At 63.1% G+C, this 22,831-nt stretch carries 3 protein-coding genes; all 3 read left to right on the forward strand.

From position 1 onward, the window contains the following. Positions 1-484 precede the first annotated feature (484 nt). The 3 genes from RYB66_RS22470 to RYB66_RS22480 are packed head-to-tail and all read left to right on the forward strand — an operon-like array spanning position 485 to position 22,784. Complete coding sequence (locus RYB66_RS22470; protein WP_316895478.1) at positions 485-9,520, forward strand: non-ribosomal peptide synthetase; 9,036 nt, start codon at positions 485-487, stop codon at positions 9,518-9,520. Beyond that, on the forward strand, positions 9,517-13,629 hold the full coding sequence (locus tag RYB66_RS22475; RefSeq protein WP_316895480.1) for an amino acid adenylation domain-containing protein: 4,113 nt from the start codon (positions 9,517-9,519) through the stop codon (positions 13,627-13,629). The genes RYB66_RS22470 and RYB66_RS22475 overlap by 4 nt, the downstream gene beginning before the upstream one ends. After that, a complete protein-coding gene (locus tag RYB66_RS22480) occupies positions 13,629-22,784 on the forward strand; it encodes a non-ribosomal peptide synthetase (RefSeq protein WP_316895507.1) in 9,156 nt (3,051 codons plus the stop codon). Before RYB66_RS22475 ends, RYB66_RS22480 begins: the two co-directional genes overlap by 1 nt. The last annotated feature ends 47 nt before the right edge of the window (positions 22,785-22,831 follow it).

Below are 22,831 nucleotides of genomic sequence, written 5' to 3' on the forward strand. Positions count from 1 at the left end.
ACTTTTTGTTTGCCTCACTGCCAAAAATCATGGTTATTATCCCGGGCGCTCAGGGCCAAAAACCCAGCGTCAATGATTGCCATGGGTCTACAACCCCGCAGTCGCAGCCGATCGGGTCCACCCTGGCGCTGACACCCGGCGCAGGCCGTTCCCCGTCGTTGACCCTCAAACGGAAGATGAGGTTTCAATTGGTCACGCGGTATGCAAACGTCAGTTCCAAGGGCAGAGCGATCAGTCTCGTCAACGAGCCAGCCACCCCCCTTTCTGTATGCGAGTCGCGCCTTGCCGCGTTCGCCCGTCATTTCTCTGCGATCCCCCCAAGCGCTTCCATGTCTGGTCATGACGTGAGCGCAAGAGCACGCGCCGCACCTTCTCCCTGAGTCTCAAGGTACATCCGGCATTTCCTATGCCGTGCCTGACGGGCGGGACGCTCTGTGCCTCTGTCCGTTCATAAAAATAATCTGCTCACGGACGGTGGTTCCTGATGGTCGACAAATCTTCCTCGCGCGGGACGGGCTTCGCTCATCCTGATACAGAGCAACCCTTTGCCGAAAACCGGTGTGTACACGGCCTGTTCGAGGCTCAGGTGCGGCGCAATCCCGACGCCATAGCCGCGCGCTTCGAACAGGGCGCGCTTGACTACGCGACGCTCAATACCCAGGCCAACCGTCTGGCCCATTACCTGCGCAGCCTCGGCGTCGGACCGGATGTGCGCGTCGGTGTGTGCCTGGAGCGCTCGCTGGACATGCTGGTCGGCGTGCTTGCGATACTCAAGGCGGGCGGCGCTTATGTACCGCTCGACCCCGCTTACCCAAAAGCGCGTCTGGCACACATGCTGGCGGACAGTGCACCGCGCGTGCTACTGAGCCATGCAGCTGCGCGTCCGGCGTTGTTGGCAGCGCTTGAGGGTGGTGCGGCATCAGCGCCGCTGCTTGATCTGGCCGATACCCGGCTGTGGGCAGCGCAACCGGTAGACAATCCGGACCTGCATGCGGTCGGGCTCACGTCGCGTCATCTGGCTTATGTGATCTACACCTCGGGCTCGACCGGCACACCCAAGGGCGTGATGGTCGAGCATCGCGGGCTGATGGCGGTGAGCGCTGCATGGGAGCGGCTATACGTACTGCACAAACCCCTCAATCACCTGCAAATGGCCGGGTTTTCCTTCGATGTGTTCAGCGCCGATCTGATTCGCGCACTGGGCTTTGGCGGCACGCTTGTTCTGTGCCCGCGCGACACGCTGATGGACCCGCCCGCGCTGTATCGCTTGTTGAGCGAGGCGCGCATCGATTTTGCGGACTTCGTGCCTGCGGTGCTCAACCCGTTGCTGGTCTGGGCGCAAGAGACGGGGCACGACCTGTCTTTCATGAGCACGGTGGTCTGCGGATCGGACATCTGGACTGCCCATAGCGCGCGGCAACTGCGCAGGCTGTGTGGCGAGCGCGTGCAGATTGTTCAGGCCTACGGGGTCACTGAAGCAAGTATCGACAGCACCTGTTTTGAGTTCGATAGCAACAGCCACGTTGATGCGGTGCTGCCCATCGGGCGGGCGTTGGCCAATACGCGGATTTACCTGCTCGATGCGTTTGCCGAACAGGTTGCTCCAGGTGTTACGGGGGAGCTGTATATCGGCGGCGCAGGTGTCGCACGCGGCTATCTGAACTTGCCGCAATTGACCCTTGAGCGCTTTGTCGACAGCCCGTTCGTGTCCGGTGAGCGCTTGTACCGCACCGGCGACCTGGCGCGTTATCGCGCAGACGGCAACCTGGAATTTCTCGGGCGTAATGACTCGCAGGCCAAGCTGCGTGGTCTGCGTCTGGAGCTGGGTGAAATCGAGGCGCGTCTGGCCGAAGTTACCGGCGTGCGTGACAACCTGGTGGTGCTGCGTGAGGACAGCGTCGGTGTGCCCAGGCTGGTCGCCTACTTTCGCGAACAGGCTGATGCAGGGCTGACGCCGAAAAGCCTTCGCCAGCACCTGCAACTCAGCCTGCCGGACTACATGATCCCCGCAGCGTTCGTGCGCATGGACGCGCTGCCGCTGACCGCCAACGGCAAGCTGGACCGTAGTGCATTGCCGGAACCGGTTGCCGATGCGTTCGATCAACACGCGTTCGAGGCGGCTCAGGGCCCGCTGGAAACGACACTCGCGGCGATCTGGGCCGAGGTGCTGGGCGTGGAGCGGGTCGGTCGTCAGGATCACTTTTTTGCGCTTGGCGGCCACTCGCTGCTGGTGATGCGCGTGCTGGCCAAGGTTCGGCAGACATTGCGTCTGGACGTGTCGCCGTCTGCGCTGTTTGCCGCCCCTGTGTTGCAGCAGTTTGCTGAGCAGATGAGCAGCGCCTCGGGCAGCGCTCGTCCGCCCATCACAGCCATAGAGCGTTGCGGCGCACACGCGTTGTCGTCTGCCCAACAGCGGCTGTGGTTTCTGGCGCAGATGGAGGGCGGCAACTCGGCCTATCACATGCCCTTGAATCTGCGCCTGCGCGGACCGTTGCAGTTGGCTGCGCTGCAAAGCAGTTTCAACCGGCTGGTGGCCCGCCATGAGGCGTTGCGTACCACGTTCATCGTCGTCGAGGGTGAGGGGCGGCAGCGGGTTGCTGCGACGGGGACGATTGCTGCATTGCCGATCATCGACCTGCATGGCGAGCCTGATGCCCAAGCGCGTCTGCTTGAGCTGATGGGCGAGGAGGGCAGCAGGCCGTTCGACCTGGCGGTCGGGCCGCTGATGCGCGTCAGCCTGGTGAAGCTGGCCGAAGACGATCACGTGCTCCTGCTGACCCAGCACCACATCATTTCGGATGGCTGGTCGATGGGCGTGCTGACGCGTGAGCTGGGGGTGTTGTACGAAGCAGCCCTCCACAAACAGGCCGACCCATTGCCGCCCCTGTCGATCCAGTACGTGGATTACGCAGTCTGGCAACGCCAGTGGCTGTCTGGCGAAGTGCTGGAAGCGCAGCGACGTTACTGGCGTGAAACGTTGAGCGGTGCGCCGATACTGTTGGAGTTGCCTACCGATCACAAACGTCCAGCGGTCCAGAATTACCGTGGCGGCTTCGTGCCGCTGGTGTTTGACCGTGCGCTGACCGCACGCCTGCGCGCATTGGCAACGCAACAAGGCACCACGCTGTTCATGAACCTGCTGGCCGCCTGGTCGCTGCTGCTGATGCGCCTGTCGGGTCAGGATGATGTGGTTATCGGTGTGCCTTCGGCGAACCGCAGCCAGCAGGAGCTGGAGGGCTTGATCGGTTTCTTCGTCAACACCCTGGCCTTGCGCATGACCCGCTCCGCCAACCCGACAGTGGCGAGCTGGCTGCAACAGGCGCGTCACGTCGCGCTTGCGGCCCAGGAACATCAGGACCTGCCGTTCGATCAGGTGGTGGAAGTGCTCAACCCGCCGCGCAGCCTGGCTTACAGTCCGGTCTTTCAGGTGCTGTTCGCCTGGGAGCAGCATCAGGATTCGGATCTGACGTTGTCGGGGCTTGACGTCAGCGTGCTGCAAAGCAGTCAGCCGGTGGCCAAATTCGACCTGCAACTGGCGCTCAGTGAGCGTGACGGGCAAATAGTCGGCGGTCTGGAATATGCTTCGGGCCTGTATGAGCCCGAGACCGTGGTGCAGATGGGCGAGTACCTGCGCCGCATCCTGACGCAGATGGTCGAGGACAGTGAGCAGCCCCTTGCGACGGTCGCCCTGCTGAACGCCGAGCAACATCGCCAGATTGTGCATGACTGGAACCGCACTGAACGCGACACCTCGCGGCAGCCCGATTGTGTAACGCGCTTCGAGGCTATCGTGCAGCGCGTGCCCAATGCCGTGGCGTTGCTTGCCGATGAGCAAGCGTTGACCTATGCCGAGCTGAATCAGTCTGCCAACCGGCTGGCACATTACCTGATCCAGCAAGGTGTAAAGCCCGAGCAACGTGTGGGTTTGTGTCTGGAGCGCTCGCCGCAGATGGTTATCGGTTTGCTGGCCATTCTCAAGGCCGGTTCCGCTTACGTGCCGTTCGATCCCGCGTACCCGGCCGAGCGGCTGGCGTTCATGTTCGGTGACGCCGCACCGACCCTGCTGCTGACTCAGGCCTCCCTGCGCGCAGACCTGCCGCCGCTGCGCGACACGCTGTCGATCTGCTGCCTGGACGTGGATGCGCAGCAGTGGGCGCAGTGTTCAGATTGCAATCCACACGTGCCCGTCAGCCCCGGCAATCTGGCTTATGTGCTCTACACCTCCGGCTCGACCGGGCGGCCCAAGGGCGTAGCGCACAGCCGTGCCGCGCTGGACAATCTGATCGCCTGGCAACTGGAACAGGCACCTGTTTCGCAACGGGTGTTGCAATTCGCCTCGTTGAACTTCGACGTGTCCTTTCAGGAAATCTGCAGCACCTTGTGTCAGGGCGGCAGCCTGGTGCTGATGAGCGAAACTGCTCGCAAGGACCTCGCTTCACTGCGCCCGACGCTGGTGGCCGAAGGCGTACAACGGGCGTTTCTACCCTTTGCCGTGCTCCAGCAACTGGCCGGTCTCAGCGAGTCCGATGCCGCGCGTCCGGCGGATGGCTGTGAAATCGTCACGGCCGGCGAGGCGTTGCTGATCAATGATGAACTGCGTGCCTTTGTTTGCGGCCTTGGCGGTGCGCAGTTGCACAATCAGTACGGCCCGACCGAAACCCATGTGGTCAGCCAGTTCAGTCTGAACTGTGACGAAGCCGGACAGTGGCCGGATGCGCCACCGATTGGCCGGCCTATCGCCAATGCGCGTCTGTACGTGCTGGACGGCGACTTGAACCCGGTGCCGGTCGGTGTGGCCGGAGAGTTGTACATCGCGGGCACCTGTCTGGCCCGTGGCTACCTGAATCGTTCGGCGCTGAGCGCCGAACGCTTCCTGCCGAACCCGTTCGATCCGCAGCCCGGCGCGCGCATGTACCGCAGCGGTGACCTGGCGCGGTTCCATGCCGACGGCAACGTGCAGTATCTGGGACGGATCGACCAGCAGGTCAAGCTGCGCGGCTTTCGCGTCGAACTCGGCGAGATCGACAGCCTTCTGCAACAACAGCCGGGCGTGCAGGAAGCGGTCGTGCTGCTGCGCGAGGACGTGCCGGGCAACAAGCGTCTGGTGGCTTACGTGGTGGGCCCGGCAAGCGCTGAAACCCTGCGCGCCGGGCTACAGCGCCATCTGCCGGAACACATGGTCCCGACCGCCTGGGTTTCTCTGGCGCAACTGCCACTGACCCGCAACGGCAAGCTTGACCGTCCAGCCCTGCCTGCACCAGAGCGCCAGAACGCAAGCACTTACGTGGCCCCGCGTGATGAGACCGAGCGGCAGATGGCGCAGATCTGGGCCGAGGTGCTCAAATGCGCGCAGGTCGGCCTCCACGATAACTTTTTCGACCTGGGCGGGCATTCGCTGCTGGCCACGCGGATGGTCTACATGATCAACCAGCGCATGGGCGCGCAGTTGTCCCTGAGCAGCCTGTTCAAGACGCCTGTGTTGGTGGATCTGGCAGAGCAGGTACGGCTCGGGCGTGGCGAAGGCCATTTGGTTGAAACGCCGTTTACCCCGATTGAAGCTGATCGCGGCGCACGTTACGCGCCATTTCCATTGACCGATATCCAGCAAGCGTACTGGTTTGGCCGCGAGTCTTCGGTCAGCCTCGGCGGTGTCAGTGCCCACGGCTACGAAGAACTGCGCATTCCCGGCCTCGACGTGCCACGTTTCGAGCAGGCGCTGAACCGCATGATCCAGCGGCATGACATGCTGCGCGTGGTTTTTCGCAGCGACGGCACACAGCAGGTTCTGGAGAGTGTGCCGACGTATCGGATGCCACGCAGTGATCTGCGCGGCTTGCCCGTCGCCGCTGCGCAGCAGGCCCTGCAAGACACTCGCGAACGTCAGTCCCATCAGGTGCTGGACGCCAGTTGCTGGCCGCTGTTCGAGTTCAGTCTGTCGTTGCTCGATGACAGCATCAGCCATCTGCACATCAGCCTTGATGCACTGATCGTCGACGCGGCGAGCACGCAGATTCTGGCTCGCGAACTGATGGCATTTTATGCCGACCCGCAGTTGCAACTGCCTGAGCCGGGTTTGACCTTTCGCGACTACGTGCTGGCCGAACAGCGCCTGCGCAGTGACCGCCGCTACGAACAGGCGCTGGGCTACTGGCGCGAGAAGGTTGCCACGCTGGCACCCGCACCGGACCTGCCGCTGGTGTGTCAGCCGGAAAGCATCAGCCAGCCGCACTTTACCCGCCGCGACCGCGAACTGTCGGTGCAGCAGTGGTCGCGACTCAAGGAGCTGGCCAGACAATTTGCCGTGACGCCGTCGGTGATGCTGCTGACCGCGTTCAGTGAAGTGCTGGCTCTATGGAGTCGGCAGCCGCGCTTCACCTTGAGTCTGCCGTTGTTCAACCGCATGCCCTTGCACGCGGATGTCGATGACATCATCGGCGACTTCACCTCGCTGATCTTGCTCGAAGTCAGCCTTGAAGCGGCAGCGAGCTTCACTGACAAGGCGCGCGCCGTGCAGGCCAGGTTGTGGCAAGACATCGACCATTCAGTGGTCAGTGGGGTCCGGGTACTGCGCGAGCTGTCCCAGGCCCGTGGTGTGCAGCAGACCGCCATGCCGGTTGTCTTCAACAGCACGCTGTCGGAGGCCGCGCCGGAACTGGCTGAATTCAATCTGGCCGACGCCCTGAACGCCGAGCACATGCACAGCATCACCCAGACCCCGCAGGTGTGGCTGGACCACACGTTGCTGGAGCTGGAAGGGCGCCTGCTGTTCAACTGGGACAGCATCGACGAATTGTTTCCGGCGGGCATGATCGAGCAGATGTTCGTCGCCTACAACGCGCTGCTGGACCGCCTGCTGGCGCCGGATGCCTGGAGCGCCAACACCGCGCAGCTGATACCGCTGGCACGCTTGCCTGTGCCGGATGCCGCTCCTGTCGACTCGACGCTGATGCACGAATTGTTCGACCGCCAGGCGCTTGCTGCCCCGGACGCACTGGCGGTGATCGGCACGCAGCGCCAGTTGAGTTATCGACAGCTGCGAGCCGAAGCGCGGCATCTGGCGGCGCGGCTTCAGCGTATGGGCGTGGTGCCCAACAGGCTGGTCGCGGTGGTCATGGAACGTGGCTGGGAACAGGTCGTCGCAACCCTGGCGATCCAGTACGCAGGCGGTGCCTACCTGCCGCTCGACCCGGCGTTGCCGACAGAGCGTCTGGAGCACATTTTGCAGCGTGCCGAAGCGAGTCTGGCTCTGACTCAGCCTGCACTGTTGCAACGCATCGAATGGCCCGAGCAGGTCAAGGTCATCAGCGTGACCGACCCGGTCATTTCCGGCGATGCCATTCCCGATCAGCCTGAATTGCACGCTATAGACCTCACGCCAGACGACCTGGCCTATGTGATCTACACCTCGGGCTCGACCGGCATGCCCAAGGGCGTGGTCATCGATCATCGCGGCGCGGTCAACACGTTGCTCGACATCAACCGGCGCTTTGCCGTCGGCGCCACGGACCGGGTGCTGGCGATTTCTTCGCTGAGTTTCGACCTGTCGGTCTATGACTTCTTCGGCATGCTGGCTGCGGGCGCTGCGGTGGTGTTGCTCGAACCGCAGCAGGCGCTCGACCCGGCGCACTGGCTGGCGCTCATCGAGCGGCATCGGGTCAGCCTGTGGAACTCGGTGCCAGCCTTGTTCGGCATGTTGCTGGAGTATGCCGAAGGCGAGCGCAGTGCATTGCCGTCGAGCCTGCGGGTGGCGATGCTGTCGGGCGACTGGATTCCCCTGACGCTGCCCGAACGCGCCTGGGCGTCGCAGCCGACCTTGCGACTGATCAGCCTGGGCGGGGCGACCGAGGCGTCTATCTGGTCAATCCTGTATCCGTTGCAACAGGTCGATCCCCACTGGCGCAGCATTCCCTACGGCAAGGCAATGGATCACCAGCGCTTCTATGTGCTGGATGATGCGTTGCAGGTTCGCCCGACGTGGGTGGCCGGTCAGTTGTATATCGGCGGTATCGGTCTGGCCAAGGGCTATTGGCGCGATGAAACCCTGAGTGCCGGGAGCTTCTTCGCTCACCCGCTGACCGGCGAGCGTCTGTATCGCACTGGCGATCTGGGCCGTTGGTTGCCCGATGGCAATATCGAGTTCCTGGGCCGGGAAGACACCCAGGTCAAGGTTCAGGGGCATCGTATCGAGCTGGGCGAGATCGAAGCTGCGCTCAATCGCCATCCCGGCGTGCAAAGCGCTGTGGTGCGGGTGCTGGGCGAAGCGCTGGGCGAGAAGCGGCTTGCGGGCTACGTACTCAAGGCCGATCCCTCGTTGCAGGCCAGTGATTTTGCCCAGTACCTGGCAGACAAGTTGCCCGCCTACATGGTGCCGAGCTCGTTTACCTTCGTGCAGGAATGGCCGCTGTCGGCCAACGGCAAGGTCGACAAGAAACGCCTGCCGGAACCGACTCAGGCTCAGGCGTCAGGTCCCGCGCTTGAAGTCGAAGGGCCACAGGAGCAACAACTGGTGACGATTGTGCAGGGCGTGCTCAAGCGTCCTTCGATTGCTGCCGACGCCAATCTGCTGAACCTGGGCGCAACGTCGATCGACATTGTCAGGATCAGCAATGCGCTGTCTGGCGAGCTGCAGTTCCGCCCCAACGTTGCGCAATTGCTGGCGCAGCCGACCCTGCTCAATCTGCTCGGCATGTACCGCCAGACTCTGGCCGATGGCAGCGTGGTCGACAGCGTCCGGCAACGGGCAGCTTCGCCCGAGCAGGTGATTGAAGATCCGCAGCAGCGGGCGCGCTTCAAGGCCGATCAGCGTGGGCGTCGGACCTTCACCGCGCAGGTTCCGGCGCTGGACCTTGCGCGCCCGGATGACCCGGCGTTGGTGCGGCGCTTCAGCGATTACCGCTCGGTACGTCAGTTCGCTGCGCAGCCGATCCCGACCGAGGCGTTCGCCGGCTTGCTGGCCAGCCTGGCCCAGGGGCAACTGGATGGAGAGATCAAGTACCAGTTCCCGTCCGCAGGCGGCCTGTACCCGATCCAGAGCTACCTGTACGTCAAGCCGCAGCGGGTAACCGGTGTCGCAGCGGGTGCCTATTACTACGACCCGGTTCAGCACCGCCTGCTGAGGCTCGACAGTGGCGTGCTGGACCCGGACACCTACGACTACTTCGTCAATCGTCCGGTATTCGAAAACGCTGCGTTCTCGCTGTTCTTCATCGCCGACATGGCCGCAATCCGGCCGCTGTATGGCGAGCGCAGTCGCGACTTCTGCCATATCGAAGCCGGAGGCATGGCGCAATTGCTGACCATGACTGCGGTGGAGCAGGGCCTTGGCCTGTGCGGCATGGGCTCGCTCGAAGAGCAGCAATTGTCGGCGTTGTTCGACTTGGGACCGAATCATCAGTTGATCTACTCGATGGTGGGCGGCCTGCGCACTGCTGATGAACATCGCCGCACGCAGATCGAGGTGTTCGCTTCTGCTGCGGATCAAACGGACGACGCCAGCGACATGGAGGAGATAGAGATATGAATGCCTATCAATTGCTGGAGTTGTTCGGTCGTCATGCCGTGGTGCTTGAAGTGGACGGCGACAAACTGCGTTGCAAGGCTCCACGCGGGTTTCTCAGTGACGAGATGTTGCAGGCACTCAAGCAACACAAGGCAGAGCTGATCGCCTTGCTGAGCGGCACCGACCCGGCGGCGATCCCCCGTCGTGCTGTCGGGCTAACGGCGCTGCCGCTGTCCTTTTCGCAACGCCAGCTGTGGTTTCTCGACCAGATGGAACCGGGCAATGCGTTCTATAACGTGCCCACTGCGATCTTGCTGAAGGGCACGCTGGATGTGCCGGTGCTGGAAAAGGCGCTGAACGAATTGATCATGCGCCACGAAATGCTGCGCACCACGTTTGCCAGTGTGGACGGCGAGCCACGGCAGATCGTGCACCCGGTGATGGCGCTGGCGATGCCGAAGGTCGACCTGCGTGACCTGTCGCCAGAGGCGCGTGAAGTGCAGGTCGGAATGGCTGTCGATCGGGAGGCCAAAGCGCCATTCGACCTGGCCAGCGGCCCGCTGTTGCGGGCTTCGCTGCTGCGGCTGGCCGATGACGAGTATCTGTGGCTGTACAGCGTGCACCACATCATTGCCGATGGCTGGTCGATGGGGGTGATCCTTCATGAAGTGACCACCTTGTATGGAGATTTTTTGCGCGATCAGGCGTCCAGTCTGGCACCGCTGGCAGTGCAGTACGCCGACTACGCCTGCTGGCAGCAACAGCGTCTGAGCGGCGAGGCGCTGGCGGGGCAACTGGCTTTCTGGCAGCGCACGTTGGCCGACGCGCCGCCGCTGCTCGACATGCCTGCCGACCGACCACGCCCGACCGTGCAGCGTTACGCTGGGGCGACCTTCAGCTCGACAGTCGATGGCAGCACCTTGCGCGGTCTTAATGCACTGGCCAGACAAACCCAGGGCACGCTGTTCAACGTGTTGATCGGCGCGCTTTCCGTGCTGCTGTGGCGCCACAGCGGTCAGCGGGACCTGTGCATCGGTACGCCGTTTGCCAACCGCAGCCGTCCTGAAATCGAGCCTCTGATCGGCCATTTCGTCAACACCCAGGTGATTCGCCAGCGTCTCGATGCGCAGCAGACCTTTGCTGAACTGTTGCGCGAGGTACGTGCCACGCTGCTGGATGTCCACGCCCATCAGGATGTGCCTTTCGACCGTGTGGTCGAGGCCGTCAACCCACAGCGTGATACCGGTTATTCGCCGTTGTTTCAGGTGATGATGGTGCTACAGAACACCCCGGATACCGCTGTGCAGATGCCGGGGCTGAGCATGACGCCATATGGCACCGGCAGTGCCACGGCCAAGTTTGATCTGGCCTTCGAATGGGTCGAGCGCGACGGTGCGCTGAACCTGTTGGTGGAATACAACACTGATCTGTTTGACCAGGCCAGCATCGAGCGCCTGAGTGGGCATTATCGACACCTGCTGGAGCAGGTTGCGCTGGACCCGAAACAGCCGGTTGGCGCACTGACGCTGATCACAGAAGCCGAACGTGAACAGATTCTGCACGACTGGAACAGCCCGGCAGCGTTGACGCAGCCTGTCGATTGCGTGCATCGCCTGATCGAGGCTCAGGTAGCGCGTCGCGAAGATGAGTGCGCGGTCATTTTCGAAGGTCAGTCACTGAGTTACAGCCAGCTCAACAGCCAGGCCAACCGGCTGGCGCAGCACTTGCTCACCCTCGGCGTCGGCCCGGACGTGCGCGTAGCCGTCTGTATCGAGCGCTCGCTGGAACTGCCGGTGGCCTTGCTGGCGGTGCTCAAGGCCGGGGGCGCCTATGTGCCGCTGGACCCGGATTATCCGTCAGGGCGCCTGCGTCATATTCTCGACGACACTTGCCCGGTGGTGTTGCTTGCTCTCGGACCGACGCGCAAGATTCTCCGCGAGGCCCTGCAAGTTGCAGACTGCGAGGTGCCGATCCTCGATGTGCAGGCTGATGCCGTGCTCTGGGCTCAATGCTCGCCAGACAATCCAGACCCGCAGCGTGTCAGGGTCAACGCCGACCATCTGGCGTACGTGCTGTACACCTCCGGCACCACGGGGCTGCCCAAGGGGGCGATGGTCACGCATCGCGGGCTGAGCAACCTGCTGCTCTGGTGTCAGCAGTTCTGTGGCGAACGCGGGAGCATGCTGCACAAGATTCCATTCGGTTTCGACGCTTCGGCCTGGGAGATCTTCTGGCCGTTGCTTACCGGGGGCAGGCTGGTCATCGCCCGTCCCGGCGGGCATTTCGAGCCCGGTTACCTAGCGCAGGTGGTACGCGAACAAAGCGTCACCGCGATGGTATTTGTCCCGGCCATGCTGCAACTGTTTCTGGAGGTCGAAGAGGTCAGCGCCTGTCACTCCCTGAAGGATGTGTTCAGTGGCGGCGGGGAGCTGTCGCCCGCAGTGGCCAGACTGTTTCAGGAGCGTCTGCCGCATGCGCGCTTGCACAATGTCTATGGCCCGACCGAAACCACAGTGATCAGCAGTGTCTGGACGCTGCAGCCCGGCGCAGAGGTTCCGCCGCGCCAGCTGCCCATCGGCCGACCTATCGCCAACACCCGTTTTTATGTGCTCGACGAGCGCAATGCGCCAGTTCCAGCCGGTGTTACCGGTCAGTTGCACATTGGCGGCGTCGGTGTTGCGCGGGGCTATATGGGATTGGCCGAACTCACTGCCGAGCGGTTTATCGACAACCCGTTTGTTGCTGGCGACCGGCTTTACCGCAGTGGTGATCTGGCGCGCTATCGCCCGGACGGTCAGCTGGAGTTTCTCGGTCGTAACGACTTTCAGGTCAAGCTGCGCGGCATCCGCCTGGAGTTGAGTGAAATCGAAGCGCGGCTCGACTTGTTTCCCGGCATCCGTAGCAGTGTGGCACTGATCGTTGGCGATACCGCGCAGAACCAGCGTCTGGTGGCGTGCTGTGTCGCCGACGGCGCAGTGGACGAGTCCGCGCTGCGGGCCCACTTGGCGACGACCCTGTCCAGCGCCGTCATGCCCAGCACTTATCTGTGGCTGGACGCCTTGCCGTTGACGGTCAATGGCAAGGTCGACCGTGTGGCTCTCGCGGCATTGGCCGATCAGGACCTGGCCGAACGGCAGGTCAACCTCGGCAGCCCCAGGGACCATATCGAGCTGGCGCTGTATCAGATCTGGAAAGACCTGCTGCTGGTGCCGCAAATCGGCATCCGCGACAACTTCTTCAACGTCGGCGGGACATCGATTGCGGCGATCAAGATGGCCTACGAAATTGGCCGGGCGTTCAGCGTCGAGGTGCCTGTGCGTGTGATCATCGGCCACCCGACCATCGAGGCGCTGGGCGGCTGGCTGCGTACCGGCGCCAGCCTGACTTCGGCGCAGGGCAACCTGATCGAATTCCGCCGCGGTGCCGGGCAACGCAACGTGGTGTGCATTCACCCGGCGGGCGGCACTGCGTTCTGCTACCTGTCGCTGGCCAAGGAACTGCCGGACGCTATCGGTGTGTACGGTGTGCAATCGCCGGGGTTGAACCCTGGAGAGAGCACCGAGCCGAGCGTCGAAGCGATGGCCGACGCCTATCTACGGCGCATCGCGCCATTAACGTCTCAACCGCTGATACTCACCGGGCTGTCGTTCGGCGGTCTGGTGGCTTACGAAATGGCCCGGCGCCTGACGGCTGCCGGCAATCGTCAGGTCACGGTGGTGCTGCTCGATACCCAGGGCTCGGATGATCCGGGGTTTCGGCAACAGATCGGCACCGTCGACATGGCTGAATTTCGCGACAAGCTGGTGCGCTTCAACGGCATGTACCCCGGTATCGAAGACGCGCAGGTCGAGCGTTATTTCCACCTCTACAACCACAACCGCCTGGCAATGGCTGCTTACGAATGCGAACCGCACGCCGGGCGCATCGTGCTGATTCAGGCCCGTGAAGGCTTCAGCCGCACGCAGTTGCGTGAGCTGCGCAGCTTCTGGCGTCGCCGCGCGGGTGACGGTTACAAGGCCCGGCTGGTGCACGGCGGGCACTGGGACATGCTGGAAAGTGCCGAGGTGCATCGTGTCTCGCAGACGCTCAGGCAGGAATTGCAACGTTTCGACACGCAGGAGGCGCAATGATGAGCAGCCACAAGGAGGGTATGGTCTGGCACCCCGCGACTCTGCTGTCGCGCTTTGCCGAGCAGGTGCGACGCAATCCCGAGGCAATGGCGGTGATCGATCAGCACGTAAGGCTGAGCTACGCGCAACTGGCCAGCGCCAGCGAGCGCATCGCCAGGGGGTTGCTGGCACAAGGCGCAGGGCGCGGCGATCCACTTGCCCTGTGCATGCCGCGTGGCTGGCAGTGGGTGGCGACAATCATGGCGGCCCTGAAGGTGGGGGCCGTCGTGGTGCCATTGGATCGTGCCAGTCCGCTACGGCGTCGGGAATTGATGCTGGAAGATGGCGGGTGTGTCGGGCTGGTTACCCTGGGTCAAGATTCTGATGCTGTGTCGGCGCTGCGTGGCTGGCACATCAGCGTCGAGGCGCTGCTGGATTACCCTGATCAGCCGCCGCAGCCTGTGCCTGATGACTTCGCCGAGCTGAGCTTTCTGTTCTACACCTCGGGCACTACCGGCACCCCCAAGGCAGTGGAAGTGGGCGAGCGCGGCCTGTTGCGTCTGGTCCAGGCCGACAGCTACATCGAGATTCGTGCAGGCGACCGTTTTGGCTGCCTGTCCAACCCGGCGTTTGACGCCTGTAATTTCGAACTGTGGGCACCGCTGCTCAATGGCGGTTGCTGCGTCATCATTGCCGACGCAGACCTGCAGGACGCACGGCGGCTGGCCACAGTGCTGGAAACACAACAGGTCGATAACCTGTTCATGACCGTTTCGCTGTTCAACACGCTGAGTGCGGATGACCCCGGCTGTTTTGCCAGCCTGCGCCAGCTACTGATCGGCGGCGAGCAAGTCAGCGCCGCTGCGGTGCGTGCCTGGTATCAAGCCAATCCCGCCAGCCGTTGCCGGATTTTCAACGCCTACGGCCCCACTGAATGCACCACCTTTGCGCTGTGCCATCCCATTGCCCGTGACTTTGCCGGCGATACAGTGCCAATTGGCCGGCCTTTATCGGATACAGGCGTGCGTGTGCTGAGCCCGCAACAGCGACCTGTTGCTGTCGGCGAGGCGGGCGAGCTTTACCTGAGTGGCAGCGGGGTGGCACGCGGTTACCGCCACCGTCCCGCAGAGACCGAACACAGTTTCGTGCGCCTGCCCGCGCTCGACGCTGCAGACACACTTTATTACCGCACCGGCGATCAGGTACGGGTCAATGCCGAGGGGCTGATCGAGTACCTGGGCCGCATCGACCGCCAGGTGAAGGTGCGCGGTTTTCGTATCGAGCCGGGCGAGGTCGAACAACGCATTCTGGACCATCCGCGGGTGGCGCAGGCGCATGTCTGTACCCGCAGGCAAGCGGCCGAAGACCATCAGTTGCTGGCGTTCATCGTGCCGCGCGAAGGGCTGGACTATCGCGAGTTGGACCAGCACCTGCGCGAACACCTGGCGGCATGGATGCGCCCGCATCAGCTGTTTCTGCTTGAGCGTCTGCCGCTGACAGCCAATGGCAAGATCGATCAGCGTGCGCTGCTGGAGCAGCCCTTGAAACCATGGCGACCGCAAGCCTGCTCACTGCCTGACGATCAGCACTCGCCCGCACTGGACTGGCTGTTGACCCAGGCCCGCAGGCTGTTGGCACAGCCCGACCTCAACGGCCAGGATGACTGGCTGGGCAGTGGTGGCGACTCTCTCAAGGCCATGCGCCTGCGCTCTGCAATCCGCACGCACTGGCGACGCGAAATTATGCTGGGCGCGGTGCTGGGCGAATCGTTCGCAGCACTGGCCGAACGCCTGAGCGATGAACAGGGCGCTGCGTCTGCCTATCCACCCGCGCCACCCGTCAACAGGGTCGGGCGTGCGCCAGCCACTGCCGAGCAAAGCCGCTTGTGGCTGATGCAGCAACGCACGCCGCAAGCCACGGCCTACAACGTGCCGCTCATTCTGCACCTTGCGGCAGGCATTCAATTGCCCGCGCTGGCTGAAGCCGTGCAGCGCCTGCTGGCCCGACACAGCGGGTTACGCACGGCCTTCGTGTCCGGGGCTGACGGGCTTTATCAGGAGGTTTGCGAGCGCGACGTGCTGTGCCGCACCTTTGCTGTGGGGGCGTTCAGCGAACAGACCTGGCGTAGCTTCGCGACGCTGGTGTTCGATACACCCTTCGATCTGGCGACATCAGCCCTGTGCCAGGCCTGGCTATTGCCGTTTGCCGATGGCAGTTGTCGCTTGCTGATGAACCTGCACCACATTGTCATCGATGGCTGGTCGATGAACCTGTTGTTCGATGATCTGGTGCAACTGTACGACGATGCGCTGCACGGGCGGGCAAATGCGGAGCCTTTGCCTGGGCTGGGCACGCTGGAATTTGCGCTCTGGCAACGGCAATGGCGTGTCGACCCGCGCTATCGCGACCAGCGCCGTGCCTTGGCCGGGTTGCATCGCCAGCAGCCAGCATGTTCTCCACCGCTGGTGGCGGTTCGTGAACCAGGCCCGCAGGCACGGCTGTACCGCCAGCCGCTGGGTGCCATGCGCAGTGCCGCACTGGATCGGTTTTGCAGCCAGCAACGCGTCACCCGCTATGAAGTGTTGTTCAGCGTTTATGCCTGGAGCGTGTACGCGCTGACCGGCTGCGAACGGCCGCGAATCGCCAGCCCGGTCTCCAACCGTCCATTGACCGAGTTCGAAGACGCAATCGGCATGTTTGCCAACACCGTGCTGATCCCGACGGTGCTCGACAACAGCATGACGCTCGACCAGCAGATGCACCGCCAGACTGCCACAGTGCGCGAGGTGCTGGCCTTGCAGGACGTCGCCCTGGCTGATCTGGTCGAAGACCTGCGGCTGTCGTCGAGCAGTGCGTTGTTCGATTTCATGTTCGTGCTGGAAAATACCGACTACGCCAGACTCGCCCGTACCAGCTTGCGAGCGACGTTCGAACTCACCGAGACCGTGCAGGCCAAATGCCCGCTGACCTTGTCGGTGGTCGATGCCGGTTCGCAACTGGAATGCTGGTGGGAATACCAGTGCAGCTATTTCGACGCCGCGCAAATGAACGCCGTCAACCAAGTGTTTCAACAGGGTCTTGATCTGCTCCTGGAAAAACCTTCGGCCATCCTTGACGATCTGCTCACGCCGTACCGCTTCAGCCTGCCGCCCGCCAGTCAGGGTGGCAGCGATGAGGCTCCGTTCGGAACCCTGGCCGACTGGTTCGAACATCAGGTCAATTGCACACCGGATGCCCCGGCGCTGGTCGCTGATCAGCAGCGTATCAGCTACGCCGAACTGGATGCGTTGGCCGACACCCTGGCGGCGACTCTGGTCGAGCAATGCCCATTACCGGAAGGGTATGACGCACCGCTGCAAGTGGTGCTGTACCTCGAAGCGTCGGTCGAGCACATCGTGGCCTTGCTGGCGCTGGCCAGACTCAACCTGACGGCCGTGCCGCTGGACCCTGGTTATCCACTGGCGGTGCAGCGTCAGGTCATGCAGCAGGCACAGCCGTGTTGCCTGCTGTACAGCACTGTCACCGAGGCGGCACTGGATGAATTGAATGCTGGTCGGGTGGCCCGTCATCGGGTCGACCTGAGCGCTGCGCCACGGTCATTCGAACGTCGCCATCATGCGGGCGAGCGACCTTTGTACACGCTGTTCACGTCCGGCTCGACGGGTACGCCGAAAGGCGTTCAGGTGCCGGACCGAACCCTTTGCAACCTGTTGCACTGGCAGCGTAACCAAGGTCATTTGCCAGCCAGATCGGTAACCCTGCAATTTTCCATGCTGTCGTTCGATGTGTCGTTTCAGGAGATTTTCAGCACGCTTTGCGGCGGTGGCTGCTACCACCTGATCAACCCACGCTGGCGGCAGGATGCCCAGGCATTGTTGAGCTATCTGCAGCAGGCGCGCATCGAGCGGCTGTTCCTGCCGTGCGTGGCCTTGCAGCACTTGGCGCAGACGGCGGTCAGCCAGGACGTTTACCCGCAGGCGTTGCGTGAGGTGATCACGGCCGGCGAGCAACTGCTCTGCACCGATGCACTGCGCAGCTGGTTTGGGGGCATGCCGCAGGCGCGTCTGTTCAATCATTACGGGCCGACCGAAACCCACGTGGTCAGCGCCTGGCGTTTGCCAGCGGCAGTTCAGGACTGGCCTCTGCGAGCGCCCATCGGGCTGGCGGTGAACAACGCGCGGCTGCTGCTGGTGGACGAACACGACCAGCCAGTACCAGGTGGCAGCCGGGGTTATCTGCTGGTGGCGGGGCCGATGATTTCGCGCTGCTACCTGGCCGACCCGGCGCTGAATGCCGCGCGGTTTGTCGAGTTGCCGCAGCCCGAGGGCAACATGCTGTTCTATCGCACCGGCGACCTCGCCCGGGCTGATGCCGATGCCTGCCTGCACTACCTTGGCCGTGACGACCAACAGGTCAAGGTGAGTGGCCAGCGTCTTGAGCTGGGGCAGATCGAAGCCGCACTGGTGCAGGACGCTCAGGTGAGCAATGCGGTGGTGGCCATGCACGGCCAACCGCCACGTCTGGTGGCCTGGTTGCAGGTCGAAGGCACGCCGCCTGACGTGCAGCAGCTGGATCGCCAGGTCACGCTGCACTTGCCTGCGCATGTGCGTATCGACGAATACCGCTGTGTCGATGCCTGGCCGCGTACGCCCAGCGGCAAGATCGACCGAAAGGCGTTGAGTTCGCTGGGCGAGGCACTGCAACGGCGTCGCAGTGCACTTGCGCAAGTGCCGCTGAGCGCGCTTGAACAGCAACTGAGCGAGTTGTTCGTGGCGGTCATCGGCCGTGATATCGAGCTTGATCAGACCTTCTTCGAGGCCGGTGCCACCAGCCTCGGCCTGATGCGCCTGCATGCCCGTTTCAACGAACAACTGCCACAACCAGTGGCGATGGCAGCGCTGTTCGAACATGTCACTGTGCGCCGTCTGGCGCAGCATCTTTCGGCCTCGCCATCGGTTTCAGTGGCGCGTGCGCAAGGCTCCGTAGCTGGCGAGCAACCGATGGCAATCATCGGCATGTCGGTAAATGTGGCGGGGGCCGGCAACCTCGCCGAGTTCTGGGCAATGGTCCAGGGAAACGAGTCGGGCATCGAGCTGTTCGACGCCGCCGATGGGTTGGTCGGCGCGCGTAGTCAATTGGCGGGGATGCTGGATTTCGACCCGGAATACTTCGGCATCAGCCTTCAGGAAGCACGGCTGATGGACCCGCAACAACGGCACCTGTTGATGGGCTGTGTGCAGGCGCTGCAACATGCTGCAATCACGCCCACAGCCGATGGCCCACGCATTGGCCTGATCGCCAGTTGCGGCGAAACCACGTATTTCCAGCAAATGCTGCGCGAAACTGCTGAGGGTGATCTGCTGGACGGCTTTCAGATGGCGCTGCACCACGACAAGGACTTTCTGGCCACCAAGGCGGCGTACCACTTGGACCTCGGCGGCCCGGCGCTGAGTGTTCAGGCAGCGTGCGGCAGTTCGCTGATTGCCGTGCACCTTGCGGCGGCGATGCTGCGCCAGGGCGACAGTGATGTAATGCTGGCCGCCGGGGTGCTCGTCGACCCGACTTTGACAGATGGCTACCGTTATCGCCCGCAACACATTTTCTCTCGTGACGGGCTGTGCCGTCCTTTCAGTGACGATGCCAGCGGGACCATCGGGGCCAGCGGCTATGGGGTGGTGGTGCTCAAACCGCTGGCCCGCGCCCAGGCCGATGGCGACCGAATCTATGCGCTGGTCGAGGCCTCTGCGCTGAACAACGATGGCCGGGCCAAGATGAGCTACACCGCGCCGTCGGTGGCGGGGCAGAGCGCGGTGATCAGCGAGGCCCTGCGCAAGGCGGGTGTCACAGGGGCTGACATGGGCTACATCGAGGCCCACGGCACAGGCACGCTGCTGGGCGACCCTATTGAAGTGGCCGCACTGAGCAAGGCGTTCGGCGCAACGCCCGCTGCCAGTTGCGCTTTGGCGTCAGTGAAAAGCCAGGTTGGCCATCTGGGCGCGGCAGCGGGTGTGGTCGGGCTGATTCGTGCGACGCTTGCGGTGTTTCATGGGGTGATCCCGCCCAATCTGGGCTTCGCCCGGATCAACCCGCAAATCGACCTGCAGCACTCACCGTTCTACATACCCACCGCCTCACGGCCATGGCCCGAGGGCCGTCGACGGCTGGCCGGGGTAAGCAGTTTCGGTATCGGCGGAACCAATGCGCATGTGATTGTCGGCGCGCCGCCATCGCAGGCAGACAGCGCCGAGGAATGCCCGCCGTGCCTGTTGCTGTCGGCACACAGCCGTACAGCGCTGGAGCGGGACGTCGCGGCAATCGACGCTTGGCTCAATACCTTTCCCGAACAACAGACCGCGCTGCTGCGTTACCTGCAAAACGGGCGACGCGCATTGCCCTGGCGCTTTGCGGTGATCTGCCAGCAGGGTCAAACGCTGCGTTTGCAACCTTCTTCGATCAAACGGGTGACGATCTCGGACCTGCGTCTGAAGGCCAGTGAGCACTCGCCGCAGGCGTTGCTGGAAGCTTGGTATGCAGGGGCCAGTATCGAGGTGGCGACGCGTTCGGCACCGCCACCGTGGAACTTGCCGCCGTCGGCGTTCGACTTACAGACCTTCCGCTTCAAGCCATCCGCCGCTGTCGAGCCGCAGCCGCCGCAAACCGCTGAGCGCGAGCTGATGGCGGACTGGTTTTATCAACGCCAGTGGCAGCGTGTGCGTCGTCTGGGCACACAACCGATTGGCGAACGTCGCGACAGGCTGGTGGTGTGCAGTCACGAGCGCGTTGATGCCGCACTGCTTGGCTGCCTGCAGGGCGTTTATCGACACGTCATCGAGGTGCAGGCCGGTAATGGTTATCAGCAGTTTGGCCCGAACCTTTATGAGCTTGATCCACTGGACCCGTTAGCGTTTAGCCGACTGATCACCGAGCTTGATCAGAGTGGGCAGGCGGCGACCGAACTCGACTGGCTGCATGCCTTGCCACTCTCGGTTGGCGGGGTGGTCAACGAGCAAAGCCTTGCCGCCGCGCAATGGGCGTGTCTGGACACGGTCAGCGCGTTTTTGCAGGCCTGGGGGCAACGCGCACAGAAGACCGCTTTGCGACTCTGGCTGCTGTCCTGGCAGGCGTGCCCGGTAAATGGTCAGGTCATGCGGCCGGAGCTGGCGGCGCTGGCAGGTATTACCGAAGTGGCCCCGCAGGAGTACCCGATACGCTGTCACTGGCTGGATCTGCCCACTGCGCAATGGGGCACACAGGCTCGGCAACTGGCGACGCTGCTCGCCGAACTGACGTCGCTGCCACGGCGCATGGCCATTCGTGACGGTTATCTGTGGCAGCCACAGTTGCAGCCGAGCTCGCTCGCGCTGCCAACGGTCGTTTCGAATCTGTTGCCGGTAAACGGCACGTTTCTGGTACTCGGCGGTACAGGCGGTATCGGCCGTACGTTGTGCGAACACTTGCTGCAATCAAGCCAGCGGCGGGTAGTGCTGCTGTCGCGCCGTGGGGAATGTCCGCAGGAGCTGGGCGATTATGCCGCGCGTATCGATAGCGTTCAGGCGGATATCGCCGATTTGGCACGCTGGCCCAAGGTGCTTGAGCAACTGCGCGAGCGTTATGGACACTTCGACGGGGTAATCCATGCTGCCGGGACCGGAGCGGGCAGCCTGATTCGTCAGCGCGATGCTCACCTGTTGTCTGAAGCGATGGCGAGCAAGACCCGCGGCATGCTGGCGGTCGAAGCGTTGATCGAACAGATGACGCCAGGGTTTGTGCTGTACTGCTCATCGATGTCGGCACTGTTCGGCGGTGCCGGACATCTGGATTACGCCGCCGCCAGTGCGGTGCTCGACGGCTTCGCCCATTACCGCCCGAATGGCGAAAATGGCTGCGTGCGCCTGGGTATCAACTGGGATATCTGGAGGGAAACCGGTATGGCCGCTGCCAGCGGCATCGGTGATGAAGCGCATCAGCGGCATCTCGCGGTCGGCATGTCGGCGCAAGAGGGCTGCCAAGTATTCGACGCCGCCATGACTGCACAACTGCCGCAATTGTTGATTTCGACGACCGATCTGAACACCGCACGCCAGTTTTACCCGGCTCGTCATAGCGGTGCTGGCTTGACGCTGGTCGACACTGCGCCAGCCGTTGCGGCAGAAACCGGTCTGCCGGAGCGTCTGCATGGCTGCCTGTGCAAATGGCTTGGCGTAAGCGCTCTGGATCCGGATGACTCGCTGTACGAGCTGGGGGCTGATTCCCTGACCTTGCTGGACCTGATCGACGAATTGCAGGCCGCGACGGGTGTGGTATTCCAGTTGTCACAGTTCAGCCACAAGGTCAGCCTGCGCGAGGTACTGGCGCTGGTGCAGTCAGCGCAGGGCGGTGCGGCTGCAGTCGAAGACCAATGGACCGACGCGGTTAGGATTGACCAATGGCATGCGGGGGTTGACCGCGAGCGCCTGTACCTGATCCATCCGGTGGGCGGCGATGTTCAGGCGTATCGCGAGCTGGCCTCGGCGCTGCACCCTGATCTGGGTGTGTGGGTAATCGCCGACCCGGCCTTGCGCCTGCCCGAGCTGCCGAATATCAGCCTGGCCGAACGGGCGCAGCTGTATCTCGACGCGTTGCAGGCCCATCACCCCGACGGCACAGCATGGCGGCTGGCCGGCTGGTCGTTCGGCGCGTGGGTGGCGCAGGCGATGTGCAACCTGCTGGCGGACGGTTGCGAGCAGCCGGTGCTGTACCTGATCGATCCGCCTGCGCCGGACGCTGGCACCGAGCTGGCGCGGATCGACGAAGAACATATTCAGCAGGTCTTCCAGCGCGAGTTTTCTGCACGGCGGGCCCTCAACACTGCCGCCAGCACGGCCAGCGAAGAGGCGTCACGTTACCTGCAAAGCCTGATTGTCTGCTGCCAGAACAACATGGCGAGCATGGCTGATCATCGGCCCGCGCAACTGCCTGATACCAGAGCGCGATTGTTCATTGCCACGCGTCCAAATCCATATGGCATGGGCAGCGCCTGGCAAATGGCAGACCTGCAGCGTGCCTGGCAGGACATGTTGCCGCACCTGCTGAGCTGGCAGCCTCTGGACACTGATCATTACGGCATTGTCGCAGCGCCGTGGGCGCAATTGATTGCCGAGATGATCAACGCAGACCTGCTAGCAGGGGAGGGCTGAACGCGTTACCGGCACGCTTTTCAGACGGGGCTGATGTCCCGGTAAAC

Origin of the sequence: Pseudomonas syringae group sp. 243L2 (assembly GCF_032587875.1) — a bacterium.
Lineage (GTDB): Bacteria > Pseudomonadota > Gammaproteobacteria > Pseudomonadales > Pseudomonadaceae > Aquipseudomonas > Aquipseudomonas amygdali.